This is a genomic window from Lacticaseibacillus sp. 22 (assembly GCF_055413445.1).
The window spans coordinates 29,582-56,025 of the sequence record NZ_JBVAYD010000002.1; the positions used below are offsets into that span (position 1 = coordinate 29,582).

23 protein-coding genes are annotated in these 26,444 nt (G+C 47.4%); 1 reads left to right on the top strand and 22 read right to left on the bottom strand.

Translation table 11 applies throughout. The annotated features are described in order from the left end of the window. Positions 1-42: 42 nt before the first annotated feature. Complete coding sequence (locus tag ACWP87_RS01440; RefSeq protein ID WP_005692013.1) at positions 43-525, top strand: DUF2507 domain-containing protein; 483 nt, start codon at positions 43-45, stop codon at positions 523-525. A gap of 135 nt (positions 526-660) precedes the next feature. On the opposite strand, the gene dltD is transcribed toward ACWP87_RS01440, so the two are convergent. From dltD to adhE, 22 genes are all read right to left on the bottom strand, one after another. Continuing rightward, complete coding sequence (gene dltD / locus ACWP87_RS01445) at positions 661-1,932, bottom strand: D-alanyl-lipoteichoic acid biosynthesis protein DltD (protein WP_014569308.1); 1,272 nt, start codon at positions 1,930-1,932, stop codon at positions 661-663. Further along, positions 1,929-2,174, bottom strand: coding sequence for a D-alanine--poly(phosphoribitol) ligase subunit 2 (gene dltC / locus ACWP87_RS01450; RefSeq protein ID WP_005685531.1), 246 nt, complete (start codon positions 2,172-2,174; stop codon positions 1,929-1,931). Before dltC ends, dltD begins: the two co-directional genes overlap by 4 nt. Before the next feature lie 69 nt (positions 2,175-2,243). Further along, entirely contained in the window at positions 2,244-3,461 is a 1,218-nt protein-coding gene (gene dltB, locus ACWP87_RS01455; protein WP_005685530.1) for a D-alanyl-lipoteichoic acid biosynthesis protein DltB, read from the bottom strand. Next, positions 3,461-4,981 carry a D-alanine--poly(phosphoribitol) ligase subunit DltA gene (gene dltA, locus ACWP87_RS01460; protein ID WP_014569307.1) on the bottom strand — a complete coding sequence of 507 codons (1,521 nt, stop codon included), beginning with the start codon at positions 4,979-4,981 and terminating at the stop codon, positions 3,461-3,463. The genes dltB and dltA overlap by 1 nt, the downstream gene beginning before the upstream one ends. Positions 4,982-4,995: 14 nt before the next feature. Then, positions 4,996-5,145 carry a teichoic acid D-Ala incorporation-associated protein DltX gene (locus ACWP87_RS01465; protein WP_005685528.1) on the bottom strand — a complete coding sequence of 50 codons (150 nt, stop codon included), beginning with the start codon at positions 5,143-5,145 and terminating at the stop codon, positions 4,996-4,998. A 400-nt stretch (positions 5,146-5,545) separates the two neighbouring features. Then, the gene (trxA, locus tag ACWP87_RS01470; RefSeq protein ID WP_005685527.1) at positions 5,546-5,857 is read right to left on the bottom strand and encodes a thioredoxin; all 312 of its coding nucleotides are present in this window, start codon (positions 5,855-5,857) and stop codon (positions 5,546-5,548) included. A 67-nt stretch (positions 5,858-5,924) separates the two neighbouring features. Continuing rightward, entirely contained in the window at positions 5,925-8,285 is a 2,361-nt protein-coding gene (locus ACWP87_RS01475; RefSeq protein ID WP_005685525.1) for an endonuclease MutS2, read from the bottom strand. A gap of 67 nt (positions 8,286-8,352) precedes the next feature. Continuing rightward, the gene (locus tag ACWP87_RS01480; protein ID WP_005685524.1) at positions 8,353-8,886 is read right to left on the bottom strand and encodes a CvpA family protein; all 534 of its coding nucleotides are present in this window, start codon (positions 8,884-8,886) and stop codon (positions 8,353-8,355) included. A gap of 12 nt (positions 8,887-8,898) precedes the next feature. After that, a complete protein-coding gene (locus tag ACWP87_RS01485) occupies positions 8,899-9,144 on the bottom strand; it encodes a cell division protein ZapA (RefSeq protein WP_005685523.1) in 246 nt (81 codons plus the stop codon). A 197-nt stretch (positions 9,145-9,341) separates the two neighbouring features. Then, positions 9,342-9,662 carry a DUF1292 domain-containing protein gene (locus ACWP87_RS01490; protein ID WP_005685522.1) on the bottom strand — a complete coding sequence of 107 codons (321 nt, stop codon included), beginning with the start codon at positions 9,660-9,662 and terminating at the stop codon, positions 9,342-9,344. A 46-nt stretch (positions 9,663-9,708) separates the two neighbouring features. Continuing rightward, positions 9,709-10,143, bottom strand: coding sequence for a Holliday junction resolvase RuvX (gene ruvX, locus ACWP87_RS01495; protein ID WP_005685521.1), 435 nt, complete (start codon positions 10,141-10,143; stop codon positions 9,709-9,711). Further along, on the bottom strand, positions 10,143-10,403 hold the full coding sequence (locus tag ACWP87_RS01500) for an IreB family regulatory phosphoprotein (RefSeq protein WP_003564007.1): 261 nt from the start codon (positions 10,401-10,403) through the stop codon (positions 10,143-10,145). Before ACWP87_RS01500 ends, ruvX begins: the two co-directional genes overlap by 1 nt. Positions 10,404-10,506: 103 nt before the next feature. After that, the gene (locus ACWP87_RS01505; RefSeq protein ID WP_014569306.1) at positions 10,507-11,604 is read right to left on the bottom strand and encodes a hypothetical protein; all 1,098 of its coding nucleotides are present in this window, start codon (positions 11,602-11,604) and stop codon (positions 10,507-10,509) included. A gap of 151 nt (positions 11,605-11,755) precedes the next feature. Beyond that, a complete protein-coding gene (alaS, locus tag ACWP87_RS01510) occupies positions 11,756-14,401 on the bottom strand; it encodes an alanine--tRNA ligase (RefSeq protein ID WP_005685518.1) in 2,646 nt (881 codons plus the stop codon). A gap of 697 nt (positions 14,402-15,098) precedes the next feature. Then, positions 15,099-16,034, bottom strand: a complete 936-nt coding sequence (locus ACWP87_RS01515) for a hypothetical protein (protein ID WP_005685515.1) — start codon at positions 16,032-16,034, stop codon at positions 15,099-15,101. Positions 16,035-16,038: 4 nt separating this feature from the next. Beyond that, on the bottom strand, positions 16,039-17,385 hold the full coding sequence (locus ACWP87_RS01520; protein ID WP_005685514.1) for a DEAD/DEAH box helicase: 1,347 nt from the start codon (positions 17,383-17,385) through the stop codon (positions 16,039-16,041). 5 nt (positions 17,386-17,390) lie between these two features. Beyond that, a complete protein-coding gene (locus tag ACWP87_RS01525; RefSeq protein ID WP_005685513.1) occupies positions 17,391-18,347 on the bottom strand; it encodes a DHH family phosphoesterase in 957 nt (318 codons plus the stop codon). A gap of 6 nt (positions 18,348-18,353) precedes the next feature. Beyond that, positions 18,354-19,667 carry a DRTGG domain-containing protein gene (locus ACWP87_RS01530; RefSeq protein WP_005685512.1) on the bottom strand — a complete coding sequence of 438 codons (1,314 nt, stop codon included), beginning with the start codon at positions 19,665-19,667 and terminating at the stop codon, positions 18,354-18,356. A gap of 232 nt (positions 19,668-19,899) precedes the next feature. Continuing rightward, a complete protein-coding gene (dinB, locus tag ACWP87_RS01535) occupies positions 19,900-21,003 on the bottom strand; it encodes a DNA polymerase IV (protein ID WP_005685511.1) in 1,104 nt (367 codons plus the stop codon). 281 nt (positions 21,004-21,284) lie between these two features. Beyond that, complete coding sequence (zwf, locus tag ACWP87_RS01540) at positions 21,285-22,772, bottom strand: glucose-6-phosphate dehydrogenase (protein WP_005685510.1); 1,488 nt, start codon at positions 22,770-22,772, stop codon at positions 21,285-21,287. A 29-nt stretch (positions 22,773-22,801) separates the two neighbouring features. Further along, positions 22,802-23,446: a metal-dependent transcriptional regulator gene (locus tag ACWP87_RS01545; RefSeq protein WP_005685509.1), complete on the bottom strand. Its 645-nt coding sequence runs from the start codon at positions 23,444-23,446 to the stop codon at positions 22,802-22,804. 160 nt (positions 23,447-23,606) lie between these two features. Then, on the bottom strand, positions 23,607-26,213 hold the full coding sequence (gene adhE, locus ACWP87_RS01550; RefSeq protein WP_005685508.1) for a bifunctional acetaldehyde-CoA/alcohol dehydrogenase: 2,607 nt from the start codon (positions 26,211-26,213) through the stop codon (positions 23,607-23,609). Between the last annotated feature and the right edge of the window lie 231 nt (positions 26,214-26,444).

The window sequence follows — 26,444 nt, forward strand, 5'->3', positions numbered from 1 at the left end:
ATTTTTCGGCTATACTAGACGAATAGAAACAGGAGGCACAACATGGCAAAATCTGATTATACCACCCTGCTGAACCTTCCCGGCTCGGTTTCATTCTTTGCAATCACGGCAATGCGCGATCTTATGCTGCCAAATATGCTTGGTGAAGAACAGCACCATATTCTCTATTGGGCTGGACGTGACTTGGCAACCAAATTACCTGTCGCGGAATCTGCCTTACCACAGCTATTCACCCAGGTTGGTCTGGGAACTTTGTCGCCACTTAAACAGAAACGGCAAGAGCGCCAATATCTGCTTGCAGGAGATGTTGTCGCGACTCGGATTCGTACCTATGACGATCCCGACTTTCAACTCGAAGCCGGCTTTTTAGCGCAAGCGCTGCAGCAGGTATTTGGCTTTGCAGTCGAAGGAGGCAGTGCCATTCAGCGCCGCGAGCAAAATGTTGTTCTGACTGTTGTGATGGACAATAAAGATGCGCAACCCACCGCCAAACATTTAATTGATCTTGCAAGCGATCAAAGCTGAGTCAACTTGCATACAGAAAATAAACGAAGGGCAAATGGATTTTCCCGACATGGGAGAAATTCGTTTGCCCTTCGTTTTTTATGCTTGGTTCACTTTTTACTACATAATGCTAGGACACCTAAAGCTGACTGGCCTCTAATCTAACCCATTGGCCGATTGCTGTTGCCAGTGTTTGGTATAAAACTGATCATTGAGCTTGTAATGAACGGGAGCTGCTTTGGTTGTCTTCAAAAATGGCCGCACCGTTTGATCCATCTTCAGCCAGCCGCGCCAGCCAATATGAATGGTATCTTCCATGAAGTAAGGCTGTGCCCCATCCTGACTCAAATCCAAAACGTGATTAAAGCCTTGTGTTTGCAGCTGATACTTCATTTTGGTGACCGTGTTTTGAATCATGCCTAGATCCAGCCCGGTGAAGGCCGCCCATTTTGCATTGATCGGCGGGATAACAAAGAGCACTTCCATATGCTTCTTGGCGAACGTATTCAGCACCAATTGTAAGTCTGAATACTCAGGCGACTTAACATAACTCCAAGTTGCCTGCGACCCCTTTAATTTCGGCATGTTCCGCTTAACCCGCTTTGTGTAGAAATCATTCTTCAATTCAAATGGGTTATTGGTCGTCTCCTGCATCCCCATCCGCGTTGCCAATCCATCTAGATCATCAACATCGTAAGTACTTGGCAATGTCTTGGCAGCCTTATCAAGTTGCGGTTGGTTATTATTTAAAAATAGCCGTGAAAACAACGCATCCTGATGATCAGCCATTGGATCCTTGACCTGCTTCAAATACCAATACTGGCCATCTGACAGTTTCTGACCGGCAGCAATATTCTTCAGTGCTTCATTGACGGTCCGATCAGAATCGGTGGACGGAAATTGAAGTAACCGTCTGGCTGCAAAGCGATCCGCTTCCGAATTCGGGTTAGCATGAAGTAAGAAGGTTGTCATCTGTGCCGGCGAATAGAAATAATCAAACTGGGCTTTGCGAACACCGCCTGGTACAAACCATTGTGGGGACAGCACCATCACTGCCTTCTTGCCTTCAACATGCGTCAAGGCATTGATGGACAAGAAGTGCGTGAGTGATTGCGTTCCCGCCATTCCCATGAGAAATGGGCGATAATCACGATGATACTTCTGAGCCAACACGGAAGGGTGAAATGCGTCCATCCGCGACAATTCGGATGACCCAATGAACGGGACATAGTTTTCGGCCATGGCCTCGTTTTTTATAGTTTCGCCTTTCAGCACGTTGGCCGACATGGAGCTGGCCGCCTGCCTGATCGTTGCTTGGCTGCTGCGGCCAAACTTAAATGGCACGAGCATCAACGCAGCGACCAGGATGATAGCGATCAGCAACGGGCCAAGTCCGCGCCAAAGGATCTTCCCGATCGGTTTTTTCATTGTGCTTGTTCGACCTTTGCAATGATTTTATTTGGTGTATCCCATTCTTTACGATCAAATTCTGAAACCGGTGCGTCAACGCCAAACTGACTCTGTAGTTCCAATAGCAACTGAACCGTTCCCATTGAATCAAGGAGTCCGGTTTCAAATAAGTTCAGATCCAAGTTCTTTTTCACATCATCCGAACCTGTTAAATCTGCCAAAATATCCAAAACACCATTTTTAATTGCTTCGTCTGCCATGATGAATTACCTCTTTCTTTTAAACCCTAGCCAATCTTCAAGCGATTGACCGCCTACAACAACATTCTTTTAGTGGAACCACAGCTTGTCTAAGAAACCGGAGAAAATCAAAAACGAGAAGCATACAGCATTAGCGGTCATGAAAATGGCGAAGTAGTGCGTTGCGCGGTTATGCGGGAAAAAGTCCTTATGCTTTTTCTTGAACCGCAGCCATGCATCCGTCAGATTAATGAGCATCGCATGGAACAGCCCATAGACAATGTAATACCAGGTCTCACCATGCCAAATCCCCATAATCAGGAATAAAACGAGGTAACCGACAAATGCCGTCCAGACCCGCGATTTAATCCACTTGTGTTTCATCATAAAGAACACAAAGCGCATATAGATATAATCACGGAACCAAAAGCTCAAACTCATATGCCAACGATTCCAGAAGTCTTTGATGTTATATGACATCCAAGGCTTATTAAAGTTCATCGGTGTTTCGATGCCCATCAAGTAGGAAATGGCAACCGCGAACAAACTGTAACCGGCAAAATCAAAGAACAAATAACCGGAGTAAGCATACATGACGCCCACGACTGGCCAACTGAGTCCCAAGAAAGCCCCACCGCGACTGGCCATCGCCATGTGTTCAACAGAAGGCAGCCACAAGGTTCCAAAGATATACCCCAGAATAAACTTGTACAGAAAACCAAGCATCAGATAGTGAATCGCTTTGGTCACCAACTGGGCGTAATGCTCGGGATCAGGAACGCGATCGTAATCTTTGACAAATCGCCGATACCGATCAATCGGGCCACTTGAGATGGTTGGGAAGAATAGCAGAAATTGGATAAACTTCCACATGTTCAGGTCTTTAATCGATCCATCACGAATTTCCATAATCGTGCCGACCACTCGGAAAGTTAAATAACTAATGCCGAGAAAGCCCAGAATGGAACCATGATGTTGAAACAGCGGCGTAAACTTGACAACTGCCAGCTGCGCAATTCCCAACGCGACACTCAGATAAAAGACTGCCGTGGAATTTTTTGAGCCTTCGCGCGTTCGATATTTGAAATACGCGTAAACCAGTAACAAGTTGAAAACCACATAGCCCAATAATGCTTTTCCTTGAGGCCATTTATCGGCGTCAAAAATCAGTACCAGGAAAACCAACGAAAAGATGCTTTCATACCAATGCATCCGAAAGCCTTTGAACATGCCGATGATGACGGGAAGCAAGGCAATGATTAAATAGACAAAATACTGTGGATTCTCATACGGTTGTAAATTAAGCATTAATGATTTACCTCTGCAATCAGTGCTTTGCGATCAACCTTGCCATTAGCCGTTAATGGTAACTGATCCCGGTAAATAATCCGTTGGGGAATCATATATTCCATCACCATTTTCCCTAGTTCGGCTTTAATTGCCTGCGTTAGTTTCATTTCGCTATCAAAGTCATTTGGTTTGGCAACCGCAAAGGCAATCAACTGGGCAACTTTATGATCCTTGTCATACCGCGGAACCGTTGACGCCTGCTTAATATAAGAAACCTGATTCAAATTGTGATCAACATCTTCTAGCTCAATGCGATAACCATGCAACTTAACCTGGAAATCGGTCCGACCGCGATAAAAGACCATCCCATCTGCGGTCATGGTCACTAAGTCACCAGACCGATAACCGCGTTGATTGCCAGCCTTGAAAAATGCCGCGGCTGTTTTGTCCGGATTATTGAGATACCCTTTCGACACGCTTGGACCCACGATCATCAATTCGCCTTCCGTGCCAGCGGAAACCTGTTCACCTTGCTCATCAACCACATAAACGTTGGTATCAGGCTTTGCATAGCCAATCGGTAACCGCGGATATTGATCAACAATCGCCTGGGTAATCGCCATTCCCGTAACCGCAACGGTGGCTTCGGTCGGACCATACGTGTTATAGACGGTTGCTTTCGGGAAACGTGTGATCAGCGCTTGGGCGGTTTTGTTAACTAGCTCCTCACCGCAAAACAGAAAATGGGTCAGGTTCGGATAATTTTCCTGCTTGAAATTCGGATCAAGTAACGCAATTTCGACAAAAGAAGGGGTTGATACCCATTCGTTCAAGCCCAATTTTGGCAACGTCGCAAATAATTCTTTAAAGTTATCGGTGACTTCTTTTGGTAAAGCCTTCAAGGTGCCACCTAAAACCAAGGTCGGATAAAGATCCATCACGCTTAGGTCAAAGGAATACGGCGGCTGAGACATGGCGACAACGCCTTCTTCAAGCCCAAAGTCGGAAATATTCCAATTCACATAGCTCAAAAGGTTATCGTGACTAATCTGAACGCCTTTTGGTTTCCCCGTTGTGCCGCTTGTAAAGATGATGTAGTAATTATCATCGCCAGCAACCGCATGCTGCAGTGAATGAATTGGCGCGTGTGACTGCTCAGCTTGATGTAACTCCGGCGCCTGAATAATCTTGACATCCGGAACCGTAATCGGAAGCGGTGCCACCTCAATCACAGCAGGCGCGTGGGCAACATCTTGCACCTGGGTAATCCGTTCATTTGGACTATGCGTGTCGATCGGAATGTAGGCATGCCCTGATTTAGAAAGTCCAAGGAAAACCTCAACCATGTCAAAGGTTTGACCACCATAGACGATGATGGGTTCACCAGCCGGCAATGATTCCGCAAAGAATCCAGCTAGGCGGTCACTGCCTTCTTTCAACTGCGCGTAGGTATATTGGGTACCTTCATAATCATAAGCCACGCGCGTTGGATGCTCTGCGGCGACCCGATCAATCGCTGTAATAACATTATCGATCATCGCGGTTTCCCCCTTTAAAACTCGTTATAAATGAATTTACTGTTGTTAATACCGCTGTAACCATATAGATAAACCAGGACCAGCAGTATCACGAAATACGTGACGGTCCAAAAGATGAACCGAAATGTGGGATTTTCCCACACCGCTTTTAATTTTGTGAACATCTTGTCACCCCACGTTCTTATTGACACATCCATTATAGTTTTACAGAAAAAGCCTCGCCAACGAAAAGCGTAACAATCACCTAACAGTTTCGTAATGTGAATCAAACAGGCCAGTTAGATAACCGTTCAAAGTCCCGAAACACTAGGCATCGGCGGCATTTTTTCAGACTCGAATCAGCGCAAATTCAGCCGGTACTTTTTGCCTGAAAAATTCGGTGACGGGCCATCGAAATAGCTTAAATATATCCGCTTAAAGCTAAAAAAGATATTGTTTTCCCTCGTTTTAGATGAAATCAGAATTTTGGGATATTTTTTTGTTTTCTTGATTCTGGCGTCCCCGAAAAAATGGTCAAAAAAACACACTGACCATTCAATCAGTGTGTCTGGATCACAAATTCAATTAAGCGGTGTACTTGTTTAAGGTTGCTTCTAATTGATCCTTGGTTTGATAACCGACCAGCTTTTCAACGACCTTGCCATCTTTTTTGATGACCAGCGTTGGGATCGCCATAATCCCGAATGATTTAGGTGTCTCCGGATTAGCATCGACATCCATCTTAACAAACTTGACGTCATCGCGACTTTCGGCTAATTTGTCGATCACTGGACTCTGCATCCGACAAGGGCCGCACCAAGTCGCCCAAAAATCAGTGAGGGTGACGCCAGTGTCGGTCTCCGTCTTGTAGTTTGAATCTGTAACTGCTTGAACCATGAACGGATTCCTCCTCTTACTTTTTGTAACTAAATCATAGCACATCTACCGGCAAAAAACTAGCCAACTACTTGAAATTAACAATCGTCGCTCCGGAGCCGCCAGCATTTTGCGGGGCAAATCCAAAGCTTTTGACTTGGCGATGACGTTTCAGATATTGGGTAACCCCATTGCGGATCGCACCGGTGCCTAAACCGTGAATAATTGTGACGGATGGGTACCCGGCTAACAGTGCTGCGTCAATATACTGGTCTAAGTCAGCCATGGCCTGATCGTAGCGTTCGCCGCGTAGATCCAAGGTTGTTGAAGGGCCGCTCATGCCACCGCCACTGACTTTGACGACCGGCCGCTGCTTGGCTGCCTGCTTAGATGGTTTGATCTTTTCAAGCTCGGTTGTCGGGACTTTCATTTTCAAAATTCCCAACTGTACCTGCCAATGATGCTCATCAAATTGTTGTAACAAGGTCCCGGTTTGATCATAGCTGGCAACTTTAACCTCATCACCAACATGCAACGCCTGCTTTTCGCGTTCTCGCCGCAACACGCGGTTCTTCTGCAGCGGTTCATCTTGATGCAACCGTTTTAGATCGGTTTTGGCTGCGATTAACTGATTTTCTTTGACGGTACCCGGATTGGTCAGTTGCATTTGCCGCAGCTGCTTAATAATTTTATCCGCTTTTTTCTGTGCTTTGTCAACTAGCGCATTCGCCTTTTCTTTGGCCTGGTGTAGCTGAGCATCGCGCTCGGTGGTAAACGTGTGATATGCGCTCGCCAATTCATCATGAAGTGCCTGAGCTGCTGCTAATTGCCGCTGTGCAGAAGCGCGAGCAGTTTCGGCGGCCTTACGCTGTTTTTCCAAATCGCTAATCATGTCGTTAAGTTCATGACTATCGGATCCGATCATCGACTTGGCACGGTCAACAATTGTGTGGGGCAACCCCAACCGTAACGAAATGTCAAAGGCGTTCGAGCGCCCCGGAACGCCTACCAACAGGCGATAAGTCGGTTGAAGGGTTTGACTGTCAAACTCCATTGAGGCATTGATGGTCTTCGGAGTGTTGTAACCATAGAGCTTTAATTCCGGATAATGAGTCGTTGCCACCACATACGCGCCGACTTCACCCACCGCGTCCAAAATCGCAATCGCCAACGCTGCCCCTTCTTGCGGATCCGTGCCGGCGCCTAGTTCGTCAAACAAGACGAGACTGTTTTGCGAAAGCTGCTTAAGAATATGGACAATGTTATCCATGTGGGCAGAAAACGTCGATAAGTTCTGTTCAATCGACTGCTCATCGCCAATATCAGCAAAAACTTCATCAAAGATCCCGATCCGACTCTCATCGTCAGCCGGGATGAATAGGCCCGATTGCCCCATTAACTGCAGCAATCCCAGCGTTTTTAACGTGATCGTCTTCCCGCCGGTGTTGGGGCCGGTAATCACCATGGCTTGATAATCAGCGCCAAGCGGGATGTCATTGCCAACCACCTGATGGGGATCGATGAGCGGATGGCGGGCATGGCGCAGCAGGACATCATTTTCAGCTGATACGAGTGGCTCGGTTGCCTTTTGGGCTTTTGCCAGCTTGGCTTTGGCGTTAATAAAATCAAAATGTCCCAAAACCGCCGCATTAGCCTTAATTTGGCCGGTATACGGCGCCAATTCATTCGACAGTTCAGCCAAAACGCGATTAATTTCGGCTGTTTCGGCCATTTGTGCCTCACGTAGGCGATTATTCAGCGCAACGATTGCCTGAGGCTCAACAAAAAGCGTCTGTCCGGTGGCACTCTGATCGTGAACGACCCCGCCAAACTTGGCACGATAAGCTGCTTTTACCGGAATAACGTAGCGATCATCACGAATGGTCACAATCGGATCGCTTAAATATTTGGACTGCGCTCCGCGAGTATATTCGGACATTTTGCCGCGAATATCTCCTTCGATTCGCTTAATCTGTTCGCGAATACCATGCAGCTCCGGACTAGCTTCATCCGTTAGCGTCCCTTCAGGATCCACAGCTGTCTTTAACCGCCTTGATAGTTGTGGCAGCACGGTCAGCTCGGCCTGCAGTGAATACAACTGGCGAAAGTCAATCTGGTCTTGCAAATCCGTTAAGAATTTATCAATTGCACTGACTGTTTGCAGAACCCGACTGATACTGGCCAACTCCTGACCATTTAGCACGGCGCCAATATCAACCCGTTTTAGCGCTGGGTCAATATTTTCCAACTGTGGAACCGGAATGCCGCCCTTAAGTCGCAATGCCGAAGCTCCATCTGCGGTTTCGTCTAATGCTCGCTGAACCTTTTCGGGATCTGTTTGCGGGGTCATGTTTTGGACCATTTTCTGTCCATTTGCCGTTACCACTTGGCGCAGTAAGGCCTGTTGAATTTTGTCGTACTCAAGTGTTCTTAAAATCTTCGTGTTCATTTAAATTGCTCCCATAATCAAGAAGCGCCCAAAGACGTCAGTTATCCGTCCTTGAGCGTCATCATGTTCATAACCAAAGGGCATTCACAAACTGTGTCAGCCCAGGTGAGTATTTAATCATCATTTTGGCAACAAGCGAGTGATCAAGCCCATGTTGAATGCCGGTGATGGGAATCAATGCCAATAATGACAAAATGAGAAATAAAAAAATATACCCTATCGCTAAATTGGCCCAGCCGCCTATTAATGCACTCTTTTTGTGCGCCATTGCTTTATACGTCAAGTCGTGGAACCACAAGGCCGCAATCCGCGTCAACAACCAGCCGATCGTGAGCACCACTAAAAAAGCAAATCCGCGATAAAATGCATCATCCAGCGTCAAGCCGATTTTATCGGAATAAAAGGCAAACTGTCCTGCATTCGTCGCAGAGGGGTAAGGGATCAACAACGTAAAGTGTTCTCCCAAAGGTCGGGCTAGTGCCGTTGCGGCTAAAAAACTCAAGGCATAACCACCCACATGCAACCACTGTAAGGCTGCACCACGGCGAGCCCCGCTATAATAGAAATAGGCCAAAACTAAAATAATCGTAATTGAAATCAAAACGTTCCCCCATTATGCTTTCTGATCAGAATGATCCTGCTGGGCTGCCAGCAATTTAACTTGATCAGAAACAGCATTGAAGGCAACTAAAATCGCCTGTTCCTCGGCAGTCAGATCCGGCGCAAGTTTTTTGACTTGATCAAGCCGTTCATTCAACAGCTTCGTGACCGTCAAAAAGTGCTGTTCGGATCCGGGACCGATAATCGTATACGCTTTATCACCGATAACGGCCTTAAAACGACGCTTCTCTTCACTCATGGCGTGAATGCCTCCACTCTTTCAAAGTGTATTCTACCATAACTGGTAAAGTGCGAGCAGAAGTGCTTCGGTATGCGCCAACTTTCCTTCGTTTCTACTCTATTCGTTCCTTCTTTGGACCACCCATACTGGGGCATTTTGGCATTGCCACAAAAAGGCCACCAAAATACTGGTGGCCTGATGGGTTCATGACGTCATTAATCTTGTAGATTCGAATCGTCATCAGCCAAAAAAGTATTCAACACTTCTTCGACCATGTCCCATTCCTTATCATCTTCGATTGGGAAAAGATCCCCCGAACTGGCATCACCGTTTGCATCAGGTGTGAACGAGAAAGCCTGAATTTCGACTTCCTGATCATCATCTTCACTGGCAGGATACAACAGTACGTAGCTCTTACCATAATCTTCAGAATCAAATGTAAACAAAACCTGATATAACTCTTCATTACCCTTTTCGTCAATCAGGGTAATCTGCTGATTGTCGTCACCGGGTTTGACATGTTCATTATTTGCCATCTTGTTCTCCTTCAATTCTGGCAGGGGCGCACGGCCGCAGCCAGAGTTATTGCCTGGTCAAGGGACCTTTTGCATCCAGATAATTCTGCAAAATCATTTGCGCTGCCAGTTTGTCGATCACTTGTTTTTGCCGCTTACGGCTGGCATCTGCTTCTTCAATTAACATTCGCGAAGCTTCAACCGTTGTCAATCGCTCATCGATGAAATCAACTGGCAGCCCAAACGTCTCTTTAAGTAAATCACCATATGCTTGTGATTTCTCTGCGCGCGGTCCAATTGAATTGTTCATATTCTTGGGTAATCCCAAGACAAATGCCGTCACCTCATATTGGGTCACCAATTCTTTGAGCCGTTTGAGTCCAAACTGCTGCTTATCCTCATTGATTCGGATGATCTCTAATCCTTGAGCAGTCCACCCCAAAGGATCACTGACCGCAACCCCCACAGTTCGGGAACCGACGTCCAACCCCATCAAGCGCATTAAGCTTGCTCCTTGCCAAGATAGTTTCGAACAAGCTCTTCAATGATCTCGTCTCGCTCATGTTTCCGGATCAGGTTACGCGCGTCGTTATAACGCGGAATATACGCTGGATCCCCGGAAATCAGATACCCCACGATCTGATTAATCGGATTATATCCTTTTTCCTCTAGTGCTTTATAAACAGTTTCCAACGTCTCGTGAACATTTTTAGGATTGTTATCGCGAAAATCAAAGTGAACGGTTTGATCTAATGTGCTCATTCTTACACCTCTATTCTATCCGCTTCACAGACCATTTTACTTGAAATCAATGCAAATGTACAATTCCTGAGCAAAAGTAAGTGATGTTTTTGGACGATGCGCTTTAACACCAATCGTCTTCGTCTTCATCATCATCCAAGTCAGCCAATCCGATCACCTGTTTGATTTTATCAGGGGGTACCGGAAAGTGAATTGGCGGCATCACATACGGATTCGTAACTTCAGCATGTAACGTGCGACCTTCATTGCCCACCGGAACGAGAACTAGATCGCCTTCCTGCAAACTGGGGATATCCGTTTTGTACAGATAGTCTTTGACCCCGTGGCGGAAATTCACCTTGATATAGTGCATCAATTGCGGCCCAAGCTGAATGGCATCTTGCTGATCTCGGTGTTCACTGCTGCGCTGAAATGCCTGAATTGCTTCTGTGACGGTCTGCCATAGCATTTTCATGGTCCGATTCAACTCGGCATCCACCTGAATACGCGTTGGCTCACCGTGGGGATATTGAATCGTCAAAGCCAGTACAGACCGTGGTTGCCACGTTGAATCAATTGACAGGTCAGCGACTTCACCCAATTCAGCAACTGCAGCTGCCACTTTTGAAGCGAGTGCCGCGACTAATTTGGGATCATGATAGACCACATCATGATCACTAAGCGGTTCAGCATACTGGGTGCGCAACACAACCCGGTTCTCGTTGGCTTCAATCAAATACGTCCGCCGATAGCGTAACTGCCGGCTTAAGAATCGTCTTGGGCCTTCAAACTTTGGTAACTGTAACGTACCAAATCGCACATAATCCAGTTGCCATGCGATCGGCGGTAAAAAATGGCCGCCCGGAACCGTCACGGTATATTTTAATAAACTCAGTAGCTCATTAAACCTATCCGGAAATGGCTGTCCGCCTTCATATCGCAAAACCCGTTCATCATCTTCCGTTATCGCAAGGTTCCACCGTGTATCAGCAAGCAGTGGCGGCTGCGGTTCACCAAGTACTCGCCAAGACGCAAAGTCAAACGTTGCTAACCGGCTGAAAAACGCCTCCGCATCTGTGCCAGTCAATTCATTTTCGATTGTCCCCTCGGTACTTGATGGATCAACCGTATATGTCAGTTTAACGCTATCGGCTTGACGGACAACGCGATACAGTTCACGCGACCCCAAAAAATCCGTCATTCCCAACCGCAACGCTTTCATCTCCCTCACCTCGCTGAAATCGTTTTCTTAATTCTACCATGACTTCCCGTATTCATGGCAGCAAAAACAAAAACACCAGAAGTCAGTCAGCAAAACGCCATCCTAACTCCTGATGTCCATTGTTTGATTTAAGAAAAACTGCATTCAATGCTTATGCATGCTGGCTAATCACGTTTTTAGCTTCTGCCAGTGCTGACGGAATGCCAGCTGGCTTCTTACCGCCTGCTTGGGCCATATCCGGACGACCACCGCCACCGCCGCCTACTTTTGGCGCAATGGCCTTGATCAGGTCACCTGCTTTCAAACCGGCTTGATTAGCATTGGCATTGGCCGCTACTAACAAGTTTGCCTTGCCATTTGCTTCGGTACCTAACACTAATATGTCCGAAGCCTGCTTTGTTTTCCACTCATCGGCAAGTTGTCGTAATTCATTCATTCCGGCTACCTGAACCTGCTTGGCAATCAGCTTAAATCCGCCTACTGTTTCAGCGCGGTCAAAAATGCCGGCTGCTGCTTGGGCTGCCAACTTAGCTTGCAATCCTGCCACCGTTTTCTGTTCGGTTTTCAGATCAGCTTGGAGTTGGGTGACCTTGCTTGGCACATTCTTCACTTGATCTATTTTCAAATGATCAGCCGTTTCCTTAAGCCAGTCCTGCTGTTGGGTCAGATATTCATAAGCTTCCTTGGACGTGACTGCTTCAACCCGGCGAACCCCTGCGCCAATGCCGGATTCGCTGGTGATCTTGAACAGACCTAGCGCATTGGTATTGGTTGGGTGGGTGCCGCCGTCAAATTCCTTGTTATAATCGCCGATGGAAACAATCCGCACGACATCACCGTATTTATCCCCAAACATCGCAATCGCACCAAGTTTCTTGGCTTCAGCAATTGGCATCTCTTTCCACGTAATCGGCAAAGCATCCCAGATCTTCTGATTAACAATCGTTTCAACTTCGCGCAGTTGTTTTGGCGTTACCTGACCGAAATTAGTGAAGTCAAACCGCAAATAATCAGGCTCGACTAACGAACCGGCTTGATGGGTATGCTCACCTAAAACATCCCGCAACGCCTGATCCAGCAAATGAGTGGCCGTATGGTTAAGTGAAACTTTCTGACGCCGCAAACGATCAACGCTGAGCCAATATGGCTGTCCCTTCGTCAATTTGCTTTTAACGGTAACGGTATGCAGGTTTTGACCATTGGGTGCATGCTGAACATCCGTCACTTCGGCCAATACGGTGCCATCCTGAGCTTTAATAACCCCGTGATCAGCGACCTGACCACCCATTTCGGCATAAAAAGGCGTTTCGTCAAAAATCAGTTGGGCTTGCCCGGTGCTGACTTCATCCTGAAGCTGATCATCCACAACAATCGCCTGTAACGTGGCATGTTTATGATCCAACTCGGTCCATCCGGTGAACTTACTTGGCGTGGTAATGTCCATCAAAACGGTATCTTGACTGCCCATCGACTGCCGATCACCCCGTGCTTTGCGAGCCCGATCGCGCTGTGCAGCCATGTTCTTTTTGAAGCCGGCCATGTCGACTTTCAAGCCTTCATCTTCAGCATATTCATTCGTCATTTCAACCGGGAAGCCATACGTATCAAACAATTTAAATGCATCCGCACCGGAAATTTCTTTTTTCCCGTCTTGCTTCAGTTCAGCAATAATTTGATTCAACAGATTAACCCCGGCGTCAAGCGTTTGCCGGAAGCGGGCTTCTTCGGATTCAATGACTTTTTGAATAAACGGCTGGTTGGCCAGAATCTGTGGATAATAGCTCTTCATAATCTCGCCGACAACCGGCACGAGTTGATACAAAAAGTCATGATTGATGCCGAGCTTCTTGCCGTTTAAAACCGCCCGCCGAATCAACCGCCGTAAAACATAGCCGCGGCCTTCATTGCTTGGCAGTGCACCGTCACCAATCGCAAAGGTTACCGTCCGCGCATGATCGGCAATAATCTTAAAGGACACATCATCTTGCGCATTGGCCCCGTAACGCTTGCCTGCACTCATTTTTTCGGTTGCCTTGATAATTGGCATGAATAAATCAGTTTCAAAAATAGTTGGCGTGCCTTGGATAACCGCGACTAAACGTTCAAGCCCCATGCCAGTATCAATGTTCTTATGCGGCTGCTCAACAAACCGGCCATCCGGTAAGTGATTCAGTTCGGAAAAGACGATGTTCCAAATTTCAACATAACGTGAATTCTCGCCACCAGGATAGTTTTCCGGATCATCCTCAGCCACATTGTTAAAGGACTGGCCACGATCATAAAAGATTTCGGAATCCGGACCAGATGGACCTTCACCGATATCCCAGAAATTATCCTCAGCCTCAACGATATGATCGTCCGCAACCCCAACTTTGCGCCAAAGTTCTTTGGTAACTTTATCTTTAGGATAAACTGTGACATACAAACGCTTAGGATCAAAATCAAACCACTTAGGGCTCGTCAATAACTCCCACGCCCACGGAATGACTTCTTTTTTGAAATAATCGCCAACCGAGAAATTGCCCAGCATTTCAAAAAATGTCAGATGGCGAGCCGTCTTCCCGACATTTTCAATATCATTGGTCCGAATCGACTTTTGAGCATTGGTAATACGCGGGTTGTCTGGAATAACCGACCCGTCAAAATACTTCTTTAAAGTTGCAACGCCTGAGTTAATCCACAACAAAGTGGGATCATCAACCGGAATCAACGAAGCACTAGGTTCAACTGCATGACCTTTACTCTTGAAAAAATCCAAAAACATTTGGCGAATCTCGCCACTTGACATTTTTTTCATGAAATTTCCTCCTAAAAGAAAGTGAGCGCGAGCCGGCGCGGGTAGAAGTCGGAGTGTAAGTGGCCTCAGACGTGATGGCCGGGCTTTGGCCATTGCGGCTGAGGTCCTTACACGCAGACTTCTGCGCCGGGGAGCGCGTTATGGTGAGCGCGAGCCAGCGCGGGTAGGGATCGGAGTATAAGTGGCCTTGGGCGTGATGGCCGGGTTTTGGCCATTGCGACCAAGGTCCTTATACGCAGATCCCTGCGCTGGGGAGCGCGTTATGGAAAGTGAGCGCGAGCCGGCGCGGTTAGAAGTCGGAGTGTAAGCGGCCTCGGGCGGGATGGCCTGGGCTTGGCCATCGCGACTAAGGTCCTTACACGCAGATCCCTGCGCCAACAAACGCGTTAACGTGGGCCGCACACCCTTATCAACATAAAAAGCACCATTGCTGCCAAGGGCGCTTGCACGCGGTACCACCTTGGTTGCAATGATGCGAGTCATTACCACTTCATTAATATTCGTTCACCTGATATTAGGGAGCATATCTTAGCCCGGTGCAGCCGCTCTCAACGTATGCGGCTGTTTCTGTCTCACTCAGGGGTCGACACATATCCTAACGAGTCCCAATTATAGCTTTTCTAAAAAACCGGGTCAACTCGTTATTGAAAAACAACCGACTATTCGTCATGGTTCAAGACACCCGACGTCTGGCTTCTCAATTAACCGTAACTGTTGCAACCCGCCGATAACTGGCAACGGTCAGGTCATCGGCACCTTCTGCCTGATAAAAAGGCGACAATGCTAACGCTGCTTTAGCTGATGGCTGTGCGGGCAACGCTGTACTTTTTTGAATATCTTCCGCAATCAGTTCACTACCCGCACGTTCAACCGGAATCGTCAAACCGAATGGATTCGGCAAATAACGCGGTAACTGCGGCGGCAAGGTATTGCCAAACGCAAACAGACTTTGCCGGCCGCCGCTTTGCAGATATTCATACTGATCCTGAGTCGGCAATCGAAAGCCAAAAAAACTCAGCGACTTGATCAAATCCGCTTTTTGCCAGGACTTGACGATGCTCACTTGATAATGATGAGCGCTGGCAAGTCGTAATTTAATGTTGCCACTGGTCAAGCTCGCCGCCCAACCGCTTTGGGCAAAAGGATCAAGGCTGCCTTGCCGATCCAACAGGTGCAACACTTGCGCGCGAATCGCAGCATAGCGCATGTGATTACCCTTGAAAATGCGAGTTGTCAAACTAATGCGCCCTAAGATCTCCTCGTTTGCTGGCGTGGCTTTAGTCGCAACCAGCATAGGCGGCATAGCGACTTCCCGTTGCGGCGACAAGGCCTGCGTTAAGTCCGTTACGGTCAAACCGCTTTGTTGCAAGTAGGAAGCCAGTTGTTCTTGCTGCTGCGCATGAAACCCCAAGCTCACTTGGGCCATCCCCGGAATCAACCGCACCCATTCGCCGCCGATCATGGCTTCAAAAGTATGCAACGTCTGCCCATAAAAAGTAGCAGTCACCGGTCGAATCTCATCAACTGTCAGTAACGGACTCAAAAAGTAGCGGGTCAACTGTTGGAAAATAAATCGTTGTCTTTTTTCATCCAAGCTATTCCATGTCGGTAACGTCAACTCGTTTACGGCCATGTTCTCACCCTCGTTTACGGTGCTTGCGTTTCTCGGCTAGCAAGGCTTGACGCCGTGCAACTTTGGCATTGCGCTTGCGTTCCAATAACACTGCTGTCCGGATCTTCTTACGATAGTTCGGCATGTGCTTTTGTTTCGCTTTTTTCACCAAGCCGCGAATGGCAAGGCTCGTGTCCTCTTGCTTAGGCTTGCGCTGAACCCGGCGATTACGATCGTACGTGTCAACCAGCTCACCTTTTTGAATGGTCTTAGGCTTAAATTTGATGCCCATATGTTCCAATTCAGCAATCTGATCTTCCTGGCCGGGCTCATATAACGTAATCGCTGTCCCTGGCAAACCATTGCGGCCAGTACGTCCGACCCGGTGAATGAAGAACTCCTGATCGCGCGGAATCTCGGCATTAATCACCATCGATACCCCTTTGATATCAATCCCCCGCGCCGCCAAATCAGTGGCAACCACATACTGATACTTAAGGTCAGCGACTTCCTTCATAATTCGCCGCCGTTCTCGAGGCTGGATCCCGCCATGAATCTTGGCAACCTTGAGTCCCTGATGTTTCAAATAATCATGAATGGCATCCACACTGGTTTTCGTATTAGCAAAAATCAACACCAAAAACGGATGGCCCATCGTCACTAACTGATAAATCAGCTCGTTTTTGTCGCGCCCCTTAACTGCGATTAAAATATTCTCAACGGTATCGGCAATTACCGATTGCGGCTTGAGTTCAATCACGGTCGGATGATCCATATATTTGCGCAAAAACGGTTCGAGCTTTTGCGGAATCGTCGCGGAAAAAACGGCCATCTGCAAATGTTCGGGAAAACTTGAAGCAATGGCATCGACGGTTTCCAAAAAGCCCATGTCTAAAGTCATATCGGCTTCATCCACGACAAAATGACGAACCGATGCCGGAACAAGATCATAGCGCTTGATCATATCCAGAATTCGGCCAGGCGTGCCAATCGCAACGTGCGGTTGATGGGCCTGCAATTTGTCAATCTGCTTTTGCTTGTCCATCCCGCCCACTAAACGACTAATTCGAATGGCCGGTTCGGTTTGCGTCAACTGTTGGGCAACTGCGTAAATCTGATTGGCAAGTTCCCGCGATGGCGCCGTAATCACAACTTGGGTCGCGTCTTCATTTGGATCTACCAGGCTAAGCAATGGAACCAAAAAGGCATGGGTTTTACCACTACCAGTCTGGCTTTGACCTACCAGGTTCTCGCCACGCAGCAACGCCGGGATCACCTTTTTTTGAATCGGCGTCGGCTGGGTAATCCCCATGGCGTCAAGGCCGGCAATCACAAAAGGCTTGAGTTGGTATTGTTTGAATTGATTGTCCATAATGCCTACTTTCTTGTTGTTGAAAAGTCTTTAACTAATTGATCAAGTTGCGTTTCGATTTGAATGATTTCGTCAAAATTGGCCGCTTTGGCTCCGCTTGCCAGTGGATGGCCGCCACCATTATGTTCCTTGGCTAGGCCGTTAATAATCGGACCCTTAGACCGTAAGTGAACCCGATAACCGCCTTCTGCCTGTTCAATGAACTCAGCCCACGCAACCACCGTATCTAACCGACCGGGAGTTCCGACAACCGCGCTTACCTGATCATCGGCTAAATGCAGGTCATTAATTGCCGTGCGCGGTACCGTCACACTAGCCGCACCAGCCGGACTGATTTTCAAATGATCAATGACATAGCCCTGTAAACGCGCCTGCCCCAGCGTCACGGTATTCATCCGATTGTTAATGGCAGTCGGATCGAAGTCTTTTTTAATTAATTCAGCAGCAACCTGCAGTGTATGCGGGGTAGTATTGTTGAATAAAAATCTGCCGGTATCGCCAACAATTCCGGCATAAAGCAACCGCGCTGCTTTGTCGGACAACGTTAAAGCTCCGTCACTGGCAGCAATGAGATCATAAATCAATTCAGAAGCTGAACTCGCCTGATTGTCGACCCAGACGAGATCGCCGTAAGCATCATCGTTGGGGTGATGGTCGATTTTAATGAGCATTTTACCTTGATTAAACCGACTATCCGAAATGCGCGGCGTATCAGCAGTATCGGTGACAATCACCAACGCATTTTGATAAACATCATCCTTAATTGTTTGCTCTTCAGCCAACCAACTTAAATTGCCAGTATCGCTGCCGACTTGATAAACCTGTTTATCCGGAAAACTGGCACGAATGGTTTCTGCCAGCCCCACCTGTGACCCTAGCGCATCAGGATCAGGATTGATGTGGCGATGAATAATAATTGGATTATTGGCTTTAATAGCGTTAATAATATCGGTCTGGATCATTTTTGATCAATTCCTTTCTAATAGCTGACAAGTCACAACTGCCTTAGCAACCTGAACGCCATCACTGAGAACGTCCACATCCAAAGTTGCATCGTGTCTCGTTAGCTCAAGCACCCGCAATAAAACAGTCACAATACTCTCCAACTGAACCGGTCGAAAAGTGGTCAGGTTAACGCCCTCAACCAAAACATTCCGGCGCCCGGTATCATGCAAGTAGCGAGTCGTGCAACTATTAATGGCTTCAGCAAGGACGCCAAAACTCATCGTCCCCAGCGTATTGGTCATCGCCGGCACTGTTTTGAGCTCAAACCCACCACCATATGGCTTTTGCGGGGTAATAGCCGTTAACTGTGCACTCACCTGGTCAGCAATCGTATTGGTCAGTTCACGACTATGGGCAATCCCGGTTAAGCTGGAAAAGACAGCATTGCGCGTGACGATGCCTAAAAGATTCCAACTGTCATCAACAACCGGCATTGCGTTCATGCCATTATCCTGCATTGTGTGGCCCACAGTCGTCACGCTTAAATATGGTTTGACAGTTTGCGGATCTTTTTGCATTAGCCGTTCGATTGGCACAGTCGGTTTCTTGCCAGCTGCCAGTGCCGGACGCATTAAGCCGACCAAGCGTCCGTTTCGCGTTACAACCGGAAGCGGATAATGGGGATCTGTCATTGCCAGATAATCGCCAACGGTTGCCTCCACGCCAATCGTTTCGATTTGTGAAAGGGGCGTATAAATAGCGGCAACGGTTAAGATGTCTTGCTTAATCGCCTGATCAGACAACGCACGGTTAATCATGGTTGCAACTGTAAATGTATCATAAGCCGTCTGTAAAACCGGCAATTGCTGATCATCAGCAAGCGCAATAATCGCGGAACTTGTTTCAAAGCCCCCGGTAATCAGAACCGCTGCTCCGTCTTCAAGTGCTAATCGCTGAGCGTCTTCACGGTTACCAACGATTAATAACGAATTACGCGTGATGTATGGACGCATAGCAGCCGGTGTCATGGCCCCGATCACAAACTTGTCGAGTTTTTTGTCCATACCAGCCTGCCCGCCTAAAACTTTAGCGTCAATCAAATCAACCAAGGTTTTAAACGTCACGGATTCAATTGGATTTAATGGTTTTTGCTCAATTCGAATGGTACCAACCCGTGCAATCGTCGAAACAAAACCAGTATTTTCCGCTTCCTTAATCGCACGATAAGCAGTACCTTCACTCACCTTCAAATGCTTGGCAATTGAACGCACCGATATTTTCTTACCAACCGCCAAATTTGCAATATAATCCAAAATCTGCTCATGCTTTGTCGCCATACCATCACCTCATTGCAATCTATCGTTAGTATACCATAGGGTGAGAGTGTACTAATACAGAGCGTGAACCGGCGTGCTTAGGAGTCGGAGTGTAAGTGGCCTCGGGCGTGATGGCCGGGCTTTGGCCATTGCGTTCGAGGTCCTTACACGCAGACTCCTGCGCCGGCGAACGCGTTTCAGCAGAGCGTGAGCCAGCCCGGTTAGAAACCACTTTTAGATATCACATGCTTTACTACAACGGCAAATCAATATTTTCATACTGCTTAGGGTCAAGTCCGGTGACCGTAATCCCTAAAAGTCGAATGGCTAGCTTGGTCAGTTTAACTTCCTGCCAAAGTTGCCACGCTGCCGTATAAATGGCTTGTTCACCCTCAAAATAATGGTCCTGAGTCAATCGTTTCGTCTGGGTCACAAAGTCAACGTCTCTGACTTTCAATACCAACGTTTTGCCATGCATTCCCTTCTGATTCAAAGCAGTTACCACCATCGCCGCCAGCTTCCGCAATTGGGTCTCAACTGCCGTGGCATCCGTTAATGGCGTGCCATATGTTCGTTCCTTACCAATCGATTTAGCGGTGTGTACGGCAACTGGTCGATTATCAACACCACGCGCATGTTGATATAAAATAAACCCCATTTTTCCAAACATGGTTAATAACTGATCCTGCGACAATGCTCGTAACGTTTTGCCGTTTGTGACGCCAAGATCAGTCAGTTTTGGTAGTGTCTTCTTGCCGACGCCCCGAAACTGCTTGATAGGCAAACGATCCAAAAACAGCAATGCCTGTTCGGGTAACACTAGGGTCCGCCCCACCGGCTTATTATAATCAGACGCCTGTTTAGCAATAAATTTATTATATGAAATGCCAATTGAACTCGTTAGCTGGGTGGCTTGTTTAATCTGATCCTGTAGCCACAATGCGAGCGCAATCGTACTGGGAAAAGCATGGTTAGCCGAAACATCAAGATAAGCTTCATCAAACGCAACCGGCTCGATTAAATCGGTCACCTGATGAAATAAAGTGTGAATCTGTGCCGACACCGCTTTGTACTTGGGAAAGTCCGGAGTTTTAAAAACGAGCTCCTTACGTGGTACTAACTGTAGTGCCTCATTGGCTGGCATTGCGGAGTGGACACCGTAACGTCTGGCAACATAATTTGCGGTGGTGACCACGCCTTTGCCCCCGGTCGTCCGCGGATCCCGAGCAATCACCAATGCTTTATGGCGTAGTCGCGGATTATCCCGCATTTCAATCGAAGCGTAGAACGCATCCATGTCTAGATGAATAATTTTACGTGACGTATCGTTTTGTAAGGGTAATTCGAATAACGCCATGTGTTTGCTCACCTCCCCGGGACCTTGACACGTTTCAACAACTCTTGAAGTCGGACTTGCGCTCCATAACACGCTTTCCTGCGCAGAAGTCGGCTTTTCCGCTCCATAACGCGCTCGCCAGCGCAGGAGCCTGCGTGTAAGGACCTTGGTCGCAATGGCCAAAGCCCGGCCATCACGCCCAAGGTCCTTACACTCCGGCTCCTAACCGCGCTGGCTCGCGCTCACTTAAAAAAGAGGCTTTGACCTTTTATTGGTCTCCGTCCCTTTGTTCAGTATCATCATCAATCGGCTAGCTGAACGCGCCGTGGTTGCCAGAACCATTCGCGGCCATCGCGTTCAAGTAAATCAAATGCCGCCTTTGGTCCCATTGTTGCCGCCGGATAAGTTGGCATTGTTGTTTCCTGGGACCATGCCGCTTGAATGGCATCAATAAATCGCCATGAAGCGGATAATTCAGACCAATGCGTGAAGTTTGTCTGATCGCCTTCCAGCACATTGCTGATTAAACGTTCATAGGCCTCCGGAGCTGCTGCAGCCGCTGTCGGGTCGTGGCGATAGCGCAACTCATCCGGTTCAACGTCAAAACCCGTTCCCAATGCTTTACCGTTAAGCTGCAGGGAATAGCCTTCGCTCGGTTCAATGTAAATCGTCAGGCTATCCGGGCGGCTTGCTTCTGCTTGACTAAATAACGGCGCGGTCACCGGTTTGAACGTTAATGTGATTTGGGTCGATTTACGCGTCAGCCGCTTGCCTGTTCGAATATAAATCGGTACGCCTTGCCATTGTGGCATATCCAACAAAATCTTGCCTGCGACAAAAGTTGGCGTTTGCGAATCCGGTGCGACCCCTTCCTCTTGGCGATAACCCGGAACCGTTTTGCCATCTATTTGCGCCGCCACATATTGTGCCTGCACAAAGTTAGCCTTTGCTGCTGCCAGATCATAAGGCCTTAACGCAGCAAACACCTTATCTTTTTCCGTTAAAATATCGGTTGCCGTAAACGACTTAGGCTTGGGCATAGTCAGGTAAGACAATACTTGCATCACGTGATTTTGAACCATGTCGCGCAACGCACCCGCCTTTTCATAATAGCCGGCACGTTCCTCTACTCCGACAGCTTCAGATAACGTGATCTGAATGTTGTCGATAAAGTCTTTGTTCCAGACGCCCTCAAAAATGGCATTATCAAACCGAAACGCCAGTAGGTTCTGGATCATTTCCTTGCCAAGATAATGGTCAATTCGAAAAATCTGATCATCGTCAAACGTTGCGGTCAATGAATCGTTCAATGCTTTGGCGCTAGCATAATCATGTCCAAACGGTTTTTCAATAATCAAACGATTGAATCCAGCATCCGTCAACAGATGTTCTGACTTAAGATGACTGGCAATGGTTTCGAAAAAGTCCGGTGCCATAGCCATATAAAAGACGCGATTACCGCCGACTGCAAACTGATCATCCAGCTTTGCCGCAAGATTTTTCAAGGTGATGTAATGATCTGCATCGGTTACATCATGACTTTGATAGAAAAAGTGCTGGGCAAAGGCGTGCACCTGTTCAGCATCCGCGTGTGCACCTGCAACAGCATTTGCTACGACTTCGTGATAATGTTCGTCGCTCCATGGTCGGCGGGCAGTTCCGATAACTGCAAAGTGTTCAGCAAGCACTCCGCGGCGATAAAGATTGAACAATGCAGGATAAAGCTTTCGTGAAGCTAAATCTCCTGACCCACCGAAAATAATGATCACAGCGCGCGATTCTTCTGGCATGTATATGACCCTGCTTTCCCAAGTCTTGATTACAATTCAACAAATATGTGAGCAGCGCGATCAGCATCGACTGCCAATTCTTTTCCAGTTCGATCTAGTTTGATGACGACTGCATCCAACGTTTTGGCGGTTACCGTAAAGACGTCATCAAGGCGTAAATCAAGTTTGACAGTGTAATCAATCAATGAAACCTCATCGATCAACCGTTCAATATGACCCTTTTGGCCGACTTCCATCGCTCCCAAAGTGACGCGACTCTGCTGAATATAGTGGCCGTCAGCATCAGGGATCACACCGCCATGAGGGCAATATTGAGGATTGCCTAACATGGCCGCCAAACGTTTTGCCATTTCTGGCGTCAAGGCGTGTTCCAATTTCTCAGCTTCCTGATGAACTGCATCGGCAGGATACTTCAAGCACTTAACTAAAAAGACTTCCCAGAGACGATGATTGCGCACTAAGATAGCCGCCTTTTTTCGCCCAGCCGATGTCAACTGGATGCCTTGATAAGGCGTGTGTGCTACTAGCTTCTCTTCGCCCAGTTTATTGATCATCTCACTGACCGAGGCAGCAGAGACATGCATCCCCGCAACAATTTGCTTATTAGAGACCAGTTCGGTATCGCCGCCGATCTCAAAAATCAACTTAAGATAATCCTCTTTATTCGGTGTCATTTTACATCCTTACTTTTAATTTGCAGTCACTGTACTACATTATGCCATGACTTGCACAAAAAAACACGTCAATTTCTTGACGTGTTTAATGACGACCGACGCAAACGGTTTATCTGATGAACAATTGCCGATCATCGTGAAATGATTAGCATGTGCGTACTTAGAATGTTGAATCCGTTCCTTCATATTCATCGAGAATAATGTGCTTCAAATCGCTGATCAATGGTTCCTGCGGGTTGGTAACCGTGCAGTTATCTTCATAAGCAAGTTCAGCAAGGCGATCAACTTGCTTGTCCAGATCTGCTTTCTGAACTCCCTGATCCTTCAGACTTAACTTGATCCCGACGCTATGTGCCAATTTAATGAAGGCTTGAACATAGCTTTCCACTAATTCATCGGTGGTCTTTCCTGGCAGCCCAAGATAGCGGGCAATTTCTGCATAGTCTTCGTTAGCACGGAAGTAACTGTACTTGGCCCAGATTGCACGTTTCTTTGGTTGACTAGCATTGAACCGGATAACATGTGGCATGGTGATGGCGATGCAGCGACCATGAGGCAAGTGGAACGCCTGACCTAATTTATGGGCAATACTGTGGTTAATTCCCAGCAAGGCATTGGCAAACGCCATCCCTGCAATGGTAGAAGCATCATGCATCTTTGACTTAGCCGCAATGTCGCCATGATAACTCTTTTCGAGGTTTTCAAACACTAGCTTGATTGCCTCAAGGCTCAGGCCCTTCGTATAGTGGGTTGCCATGGTTGATACATAACTTTCGGTTGCATGGCACAAAACATCGATCCCGGAATCAGCCACAACTACTGGCGGTACTGATTCAATAAACTGACTATCCACAATCGCAATATCTGGCGTCAAAGCATAATCAGCTAACGGATATTTGATCCCTGCTTTGGAATCGGTGATAACCGCAAATGGTGTCACTTCAGAACCGGTCCCGGAAGTCGTCGGAATGCAAACCAGTTTGGTCTTATTCAGCTTCGGGAAAGTGTAGGTCCGTTTCCGAATATCCAGGAATTTCTGTTTGGCACCGAAGAAGTCCGCATCGCCAGCATCGTTGAACAAGCACATACCCTTGGCTGCATCCATTACAGAACCACCGCCAATCGCGATCACGGTATCCGGACCAAACGACCGCATGATATCGGTTCCCTTGAAGACCGTATCAGTTGATGGATCAGGTTCAACATCCACGAACGTCTGAACCTGTACCGGATTCTCGCGCCGAGCCAAAACGTCTTCAATGATCTTGACGAAACCCAGCTTTTCCATTGAACGATCAGCAACGATGAAGGCGCGCTTGATGCCTTCCATGTGTTCCAGATAGCGAACCGAGTTTTTTTCGAAATAAATCTTTGGCGGCAATTTCATCCATTGCATGTTGTTGCGCCGTTTTGCCATGGTCTTGATATTCAACAAGTCAACCGTCCCCACATTGTGCGAAATCGAGTTGCCGCCATAGGAGCCGCAGCCCAGCGTCAAACTAGGAATCATTTCGTTGTAGAGATCCCCGATACCGCCAACAGAAGAAGGTGTATTGATCAGGATTCGGCAAGCCTGCATGGTATCAGCAAATTTCAATGCCAATTCGTCGTCAGCTGTGTGAATCACCGCGGTGTGTCCCAAGCCGCCGATATCCAACATGGTTTCACATTTCTTGAAGGCATCTTCATGACCATCGGCTTTAACCATCGCCAAAACCGGGCTCAGTTTTTCCCGAGAAAGCGGATATTTCTTGCCAACGTCTTTTAGTTCGGCAATCAGGATGGTCGTGTCATCAGGAATTCGAATCCCTGCCCATTCAGCAATTTGCTTAGGACTTTGGCCAACAATTCGAGGATTAACACTTTGCTTCTCAAGGTTAATAACCGTGCTCTCGAACTTCTTCATGTCCTTAGGTTTGACAAAATAGGCACCTTGGGCTTCAAATTCTTTCTTCACGGCATCGTAAATGCTGGAATCAACGATGGCCCCTTGTTCGGAAGCACAGATCATACCGTTATCAAAACTCTTGGACAAGACCAAATCATTAACGGCTTGCTTAATATTGGCACTTGCTTCGATGTATGCCGGTGCATTCCCTGCGCCAACACCCAAGGCCGGTTTGCCGGATGAATAAGCTGACTTAACCATGCCAGGGCCACCGGTTGCCAAGATCGTGGCAATGCCGGGATGATCCATCAGTGTCTTAGTTGCTTCCATGCTTGGAACCGGAATATACTGCAAGGCCCCTTTTGGCAATCCGGCCTTTTCAGCTTCCTCCCGAATGACCTCCAACGCACGCGCTGAAGACTTTTGTGCACCCGGGTGGAAAGCAAAGATAATCGGATTACGGGTCTTGATGGAAATTTCGGATTTAAAGATCGTGGTTGATGTCGGGTTGGTCACCGGCGTTACCCCGGCAATAACCCCGATTGGTTCGGCGATGGATACCAAGCCGCGTTGTTTATCTTCATTGATAACGCCAACGGTCTTGTTGTTCTTAATCGAATGCCAGATTTCTTCAGTGGCAAACATATTTTTAATGGCTTTATCTTCCCAAACACCACGGCCGGTTTCGTCAACAGCGAGTTTCGCTAATTCCATATGATGATCTAACCCGGCAATTGCCATCCGATGAACAATATGATCAATTTTTTCTTGATCAAAAGTCTTCATGATCTTCAAAGCCGAGTGCGCATTGGCAACCAGTTCATCAATCATGCCTTTCACATCAACTTCAGTAGCAGCCTTCGCAGTATTCTTAAGCATGAGCTTACCTCCAAGCAATTCGCAGAATTTTTGTTAACCATTTCACAAGAACATCATACCTTGCTATTGTGATTTTGTAAACAATTTTAGTGAACTTTTTCACGAAAATTTTGCTTGTTCACTGTCAATGCTGATTTGTCAGGGGAATTCAACGTTTTTCACTTTGTATTTTTTTGAACTTATGGCCGTAAAAAAAAGACCAGTCAAGAACCGGTCTCTCTGTTAACATCA

Excerpts from the sequence above, each read along its gene's own strand:
- dltC (WP_005685531.1), bottom strand. The coding sequence starts at position 2,174 with ATGGCAGACGAAGCAATTAAAAATGGTGTTTTGGATATTTTGGCAGAT.
- ACWP87_RS01440 (WP_005692013.1), top strand. The coding sequence starts at position 43 with ATGGCAAAATCTGATTATACCACCCTGCTGAACCTTCCCGGCTCGGTT.
- alaS (WP_005685518.1), bottom strand. The coding sequence starts at position 14,401 with ATGAAAAAAATGTCAAGTGGCGAGATTCGCCAAATGTTTTTGGATTTT.
- ACWP87_RS01520 (WP_005685514.1), bottom strand. The coding sequence starts at position 17,385 with ATGGACAATCAATTCAAACAATACCAACTCAAGCCTTTTGTGATTGCC.
- ACWP87_RS01485 (WP_005685523.1), bottom strand. The coding sequence starts at position 9,144 with ATGAGTGAAGAGAAGCGTCGTTTTAAGGCCGTTATCGGTGATAAAGCG.
- zwf (WP_005685510.1), bottom strand. The coding sequence starts at position 22,772 with ATGCCAGAAGAATCGCGCGCTGTGATCATTATTTTCGGTGGGTCAGGA.
- ACWP87_RS01515 (WP_005685515.1), bottom strand. The coding sequence starts at position 16,034 with ATGGCCGTAAACGAGTTGACGTTACCGACATGGAATAGCTTGGATGAA.
- ACWP87_RS01530 (WP_005685512.1), bottom strand. The coding sequence starts at position 19,667 with ATGGCGACAAAGCATGAGCAGATTTTGGATTATATTGCAAATTTGGCG.
- ACWP87_RS01545 (WP_005685509.1), bottom strand. The coding sequence starts at position 23,446 with ATGACACCGAATAAAGAGGATTATCTTAAGTTGATTTTTGAGATCGGC.
- ACWP87_RS01525 (WP_005685513.1), bottom strand. The coding sequence starts at position 18,347 with ATGATCCAGACCGATATTATTAACGCTATTAAAGCCAATAATCCAATT.
- adhE (WP_005685508.1), bottom strand. The coding sequence starts at position 26,213 with ATGCTTAAGAATACTGCGAAGGCTGCTACTGAAGTTGATGTGAAAGGC.
- dltA (WP_014569307.1), bottom strand. The coding sequence starts at position 4,981 with ATGATCGATAATGTTATTACAGCGATTGATCGGGTCGCCGCAGAGCAT.
- dltD (WP_014569308.1), bottom strand. The coding sequence starts at position 1,932 with ATGAAAAAACCGATCGGGAAGATCCTTTGGCGCGGACTTGGCCCGTTG.
- dltB (WP_005685530.1), bottom strand. The coding sequence starts at position 3,461 with ATGCTTAATTTACAACCGTATGAGAATCCACAGTATTTTGTCTATTTA.
- ACWP87_RS01490 (WP_005685522.1), bottom strand. The coding sequence starts at position 9,662 with ATGGCAAATAATGAACATGTCAAACCCGGTGACGACAATCAGCAGATT.
- trxA (WP_005685527.1), bottom strand. The coding sequence starts at position 5,857 with ATGGTTCAAGCAGTTACAGATTCAAACTACAAGACGGAGACCGACACT.
- ruvX (WP_005685521.1), bottom strand. The coding sequence starts at position 10,143 with ATGCGCTTGATGGGGTTGGACGTCGGTTCCCGAACTGTGGGGGTTGCG.
- ACWP87_RS01465 (WP_005685528.1), bottom strand. The coding sequence starts at position 5,145 with ATGTTCACAAAATTAAAAGCGGTGTGGGAAAATCCCACATTTCGGTTC.
- ACWP87_RS01475 (WP_005685525.1), bottom strand. The coding sequence starts at position 8,285 with ATGAACACGAAGATTTTAAGAACACTTGAGTACGACAAAATTCAACAG.
- dinB (WP_005685511.1), bottom strand. The coding sequence starts at position 21,003 with ATGGCGTTATTCGAATTACCCTTACAAAACGATACGTCACGTAAAATT.
- ACWP87_RS01500 (WP_003564007.1), bottom strand. The coding sequence starts at position 10,403 with ATGAGCACATTAGATCAAACCGTTCACTTTGATTTTCGCGATAACAAT.
- ACWP87_RS01505 (WP_014569306.1), bottom strand. The coding sequence starts at position 11,604 with ATGAAAGCGTTGCGGTTGGGAATGACGGATTTTTTGGGGTCGCGTGAA.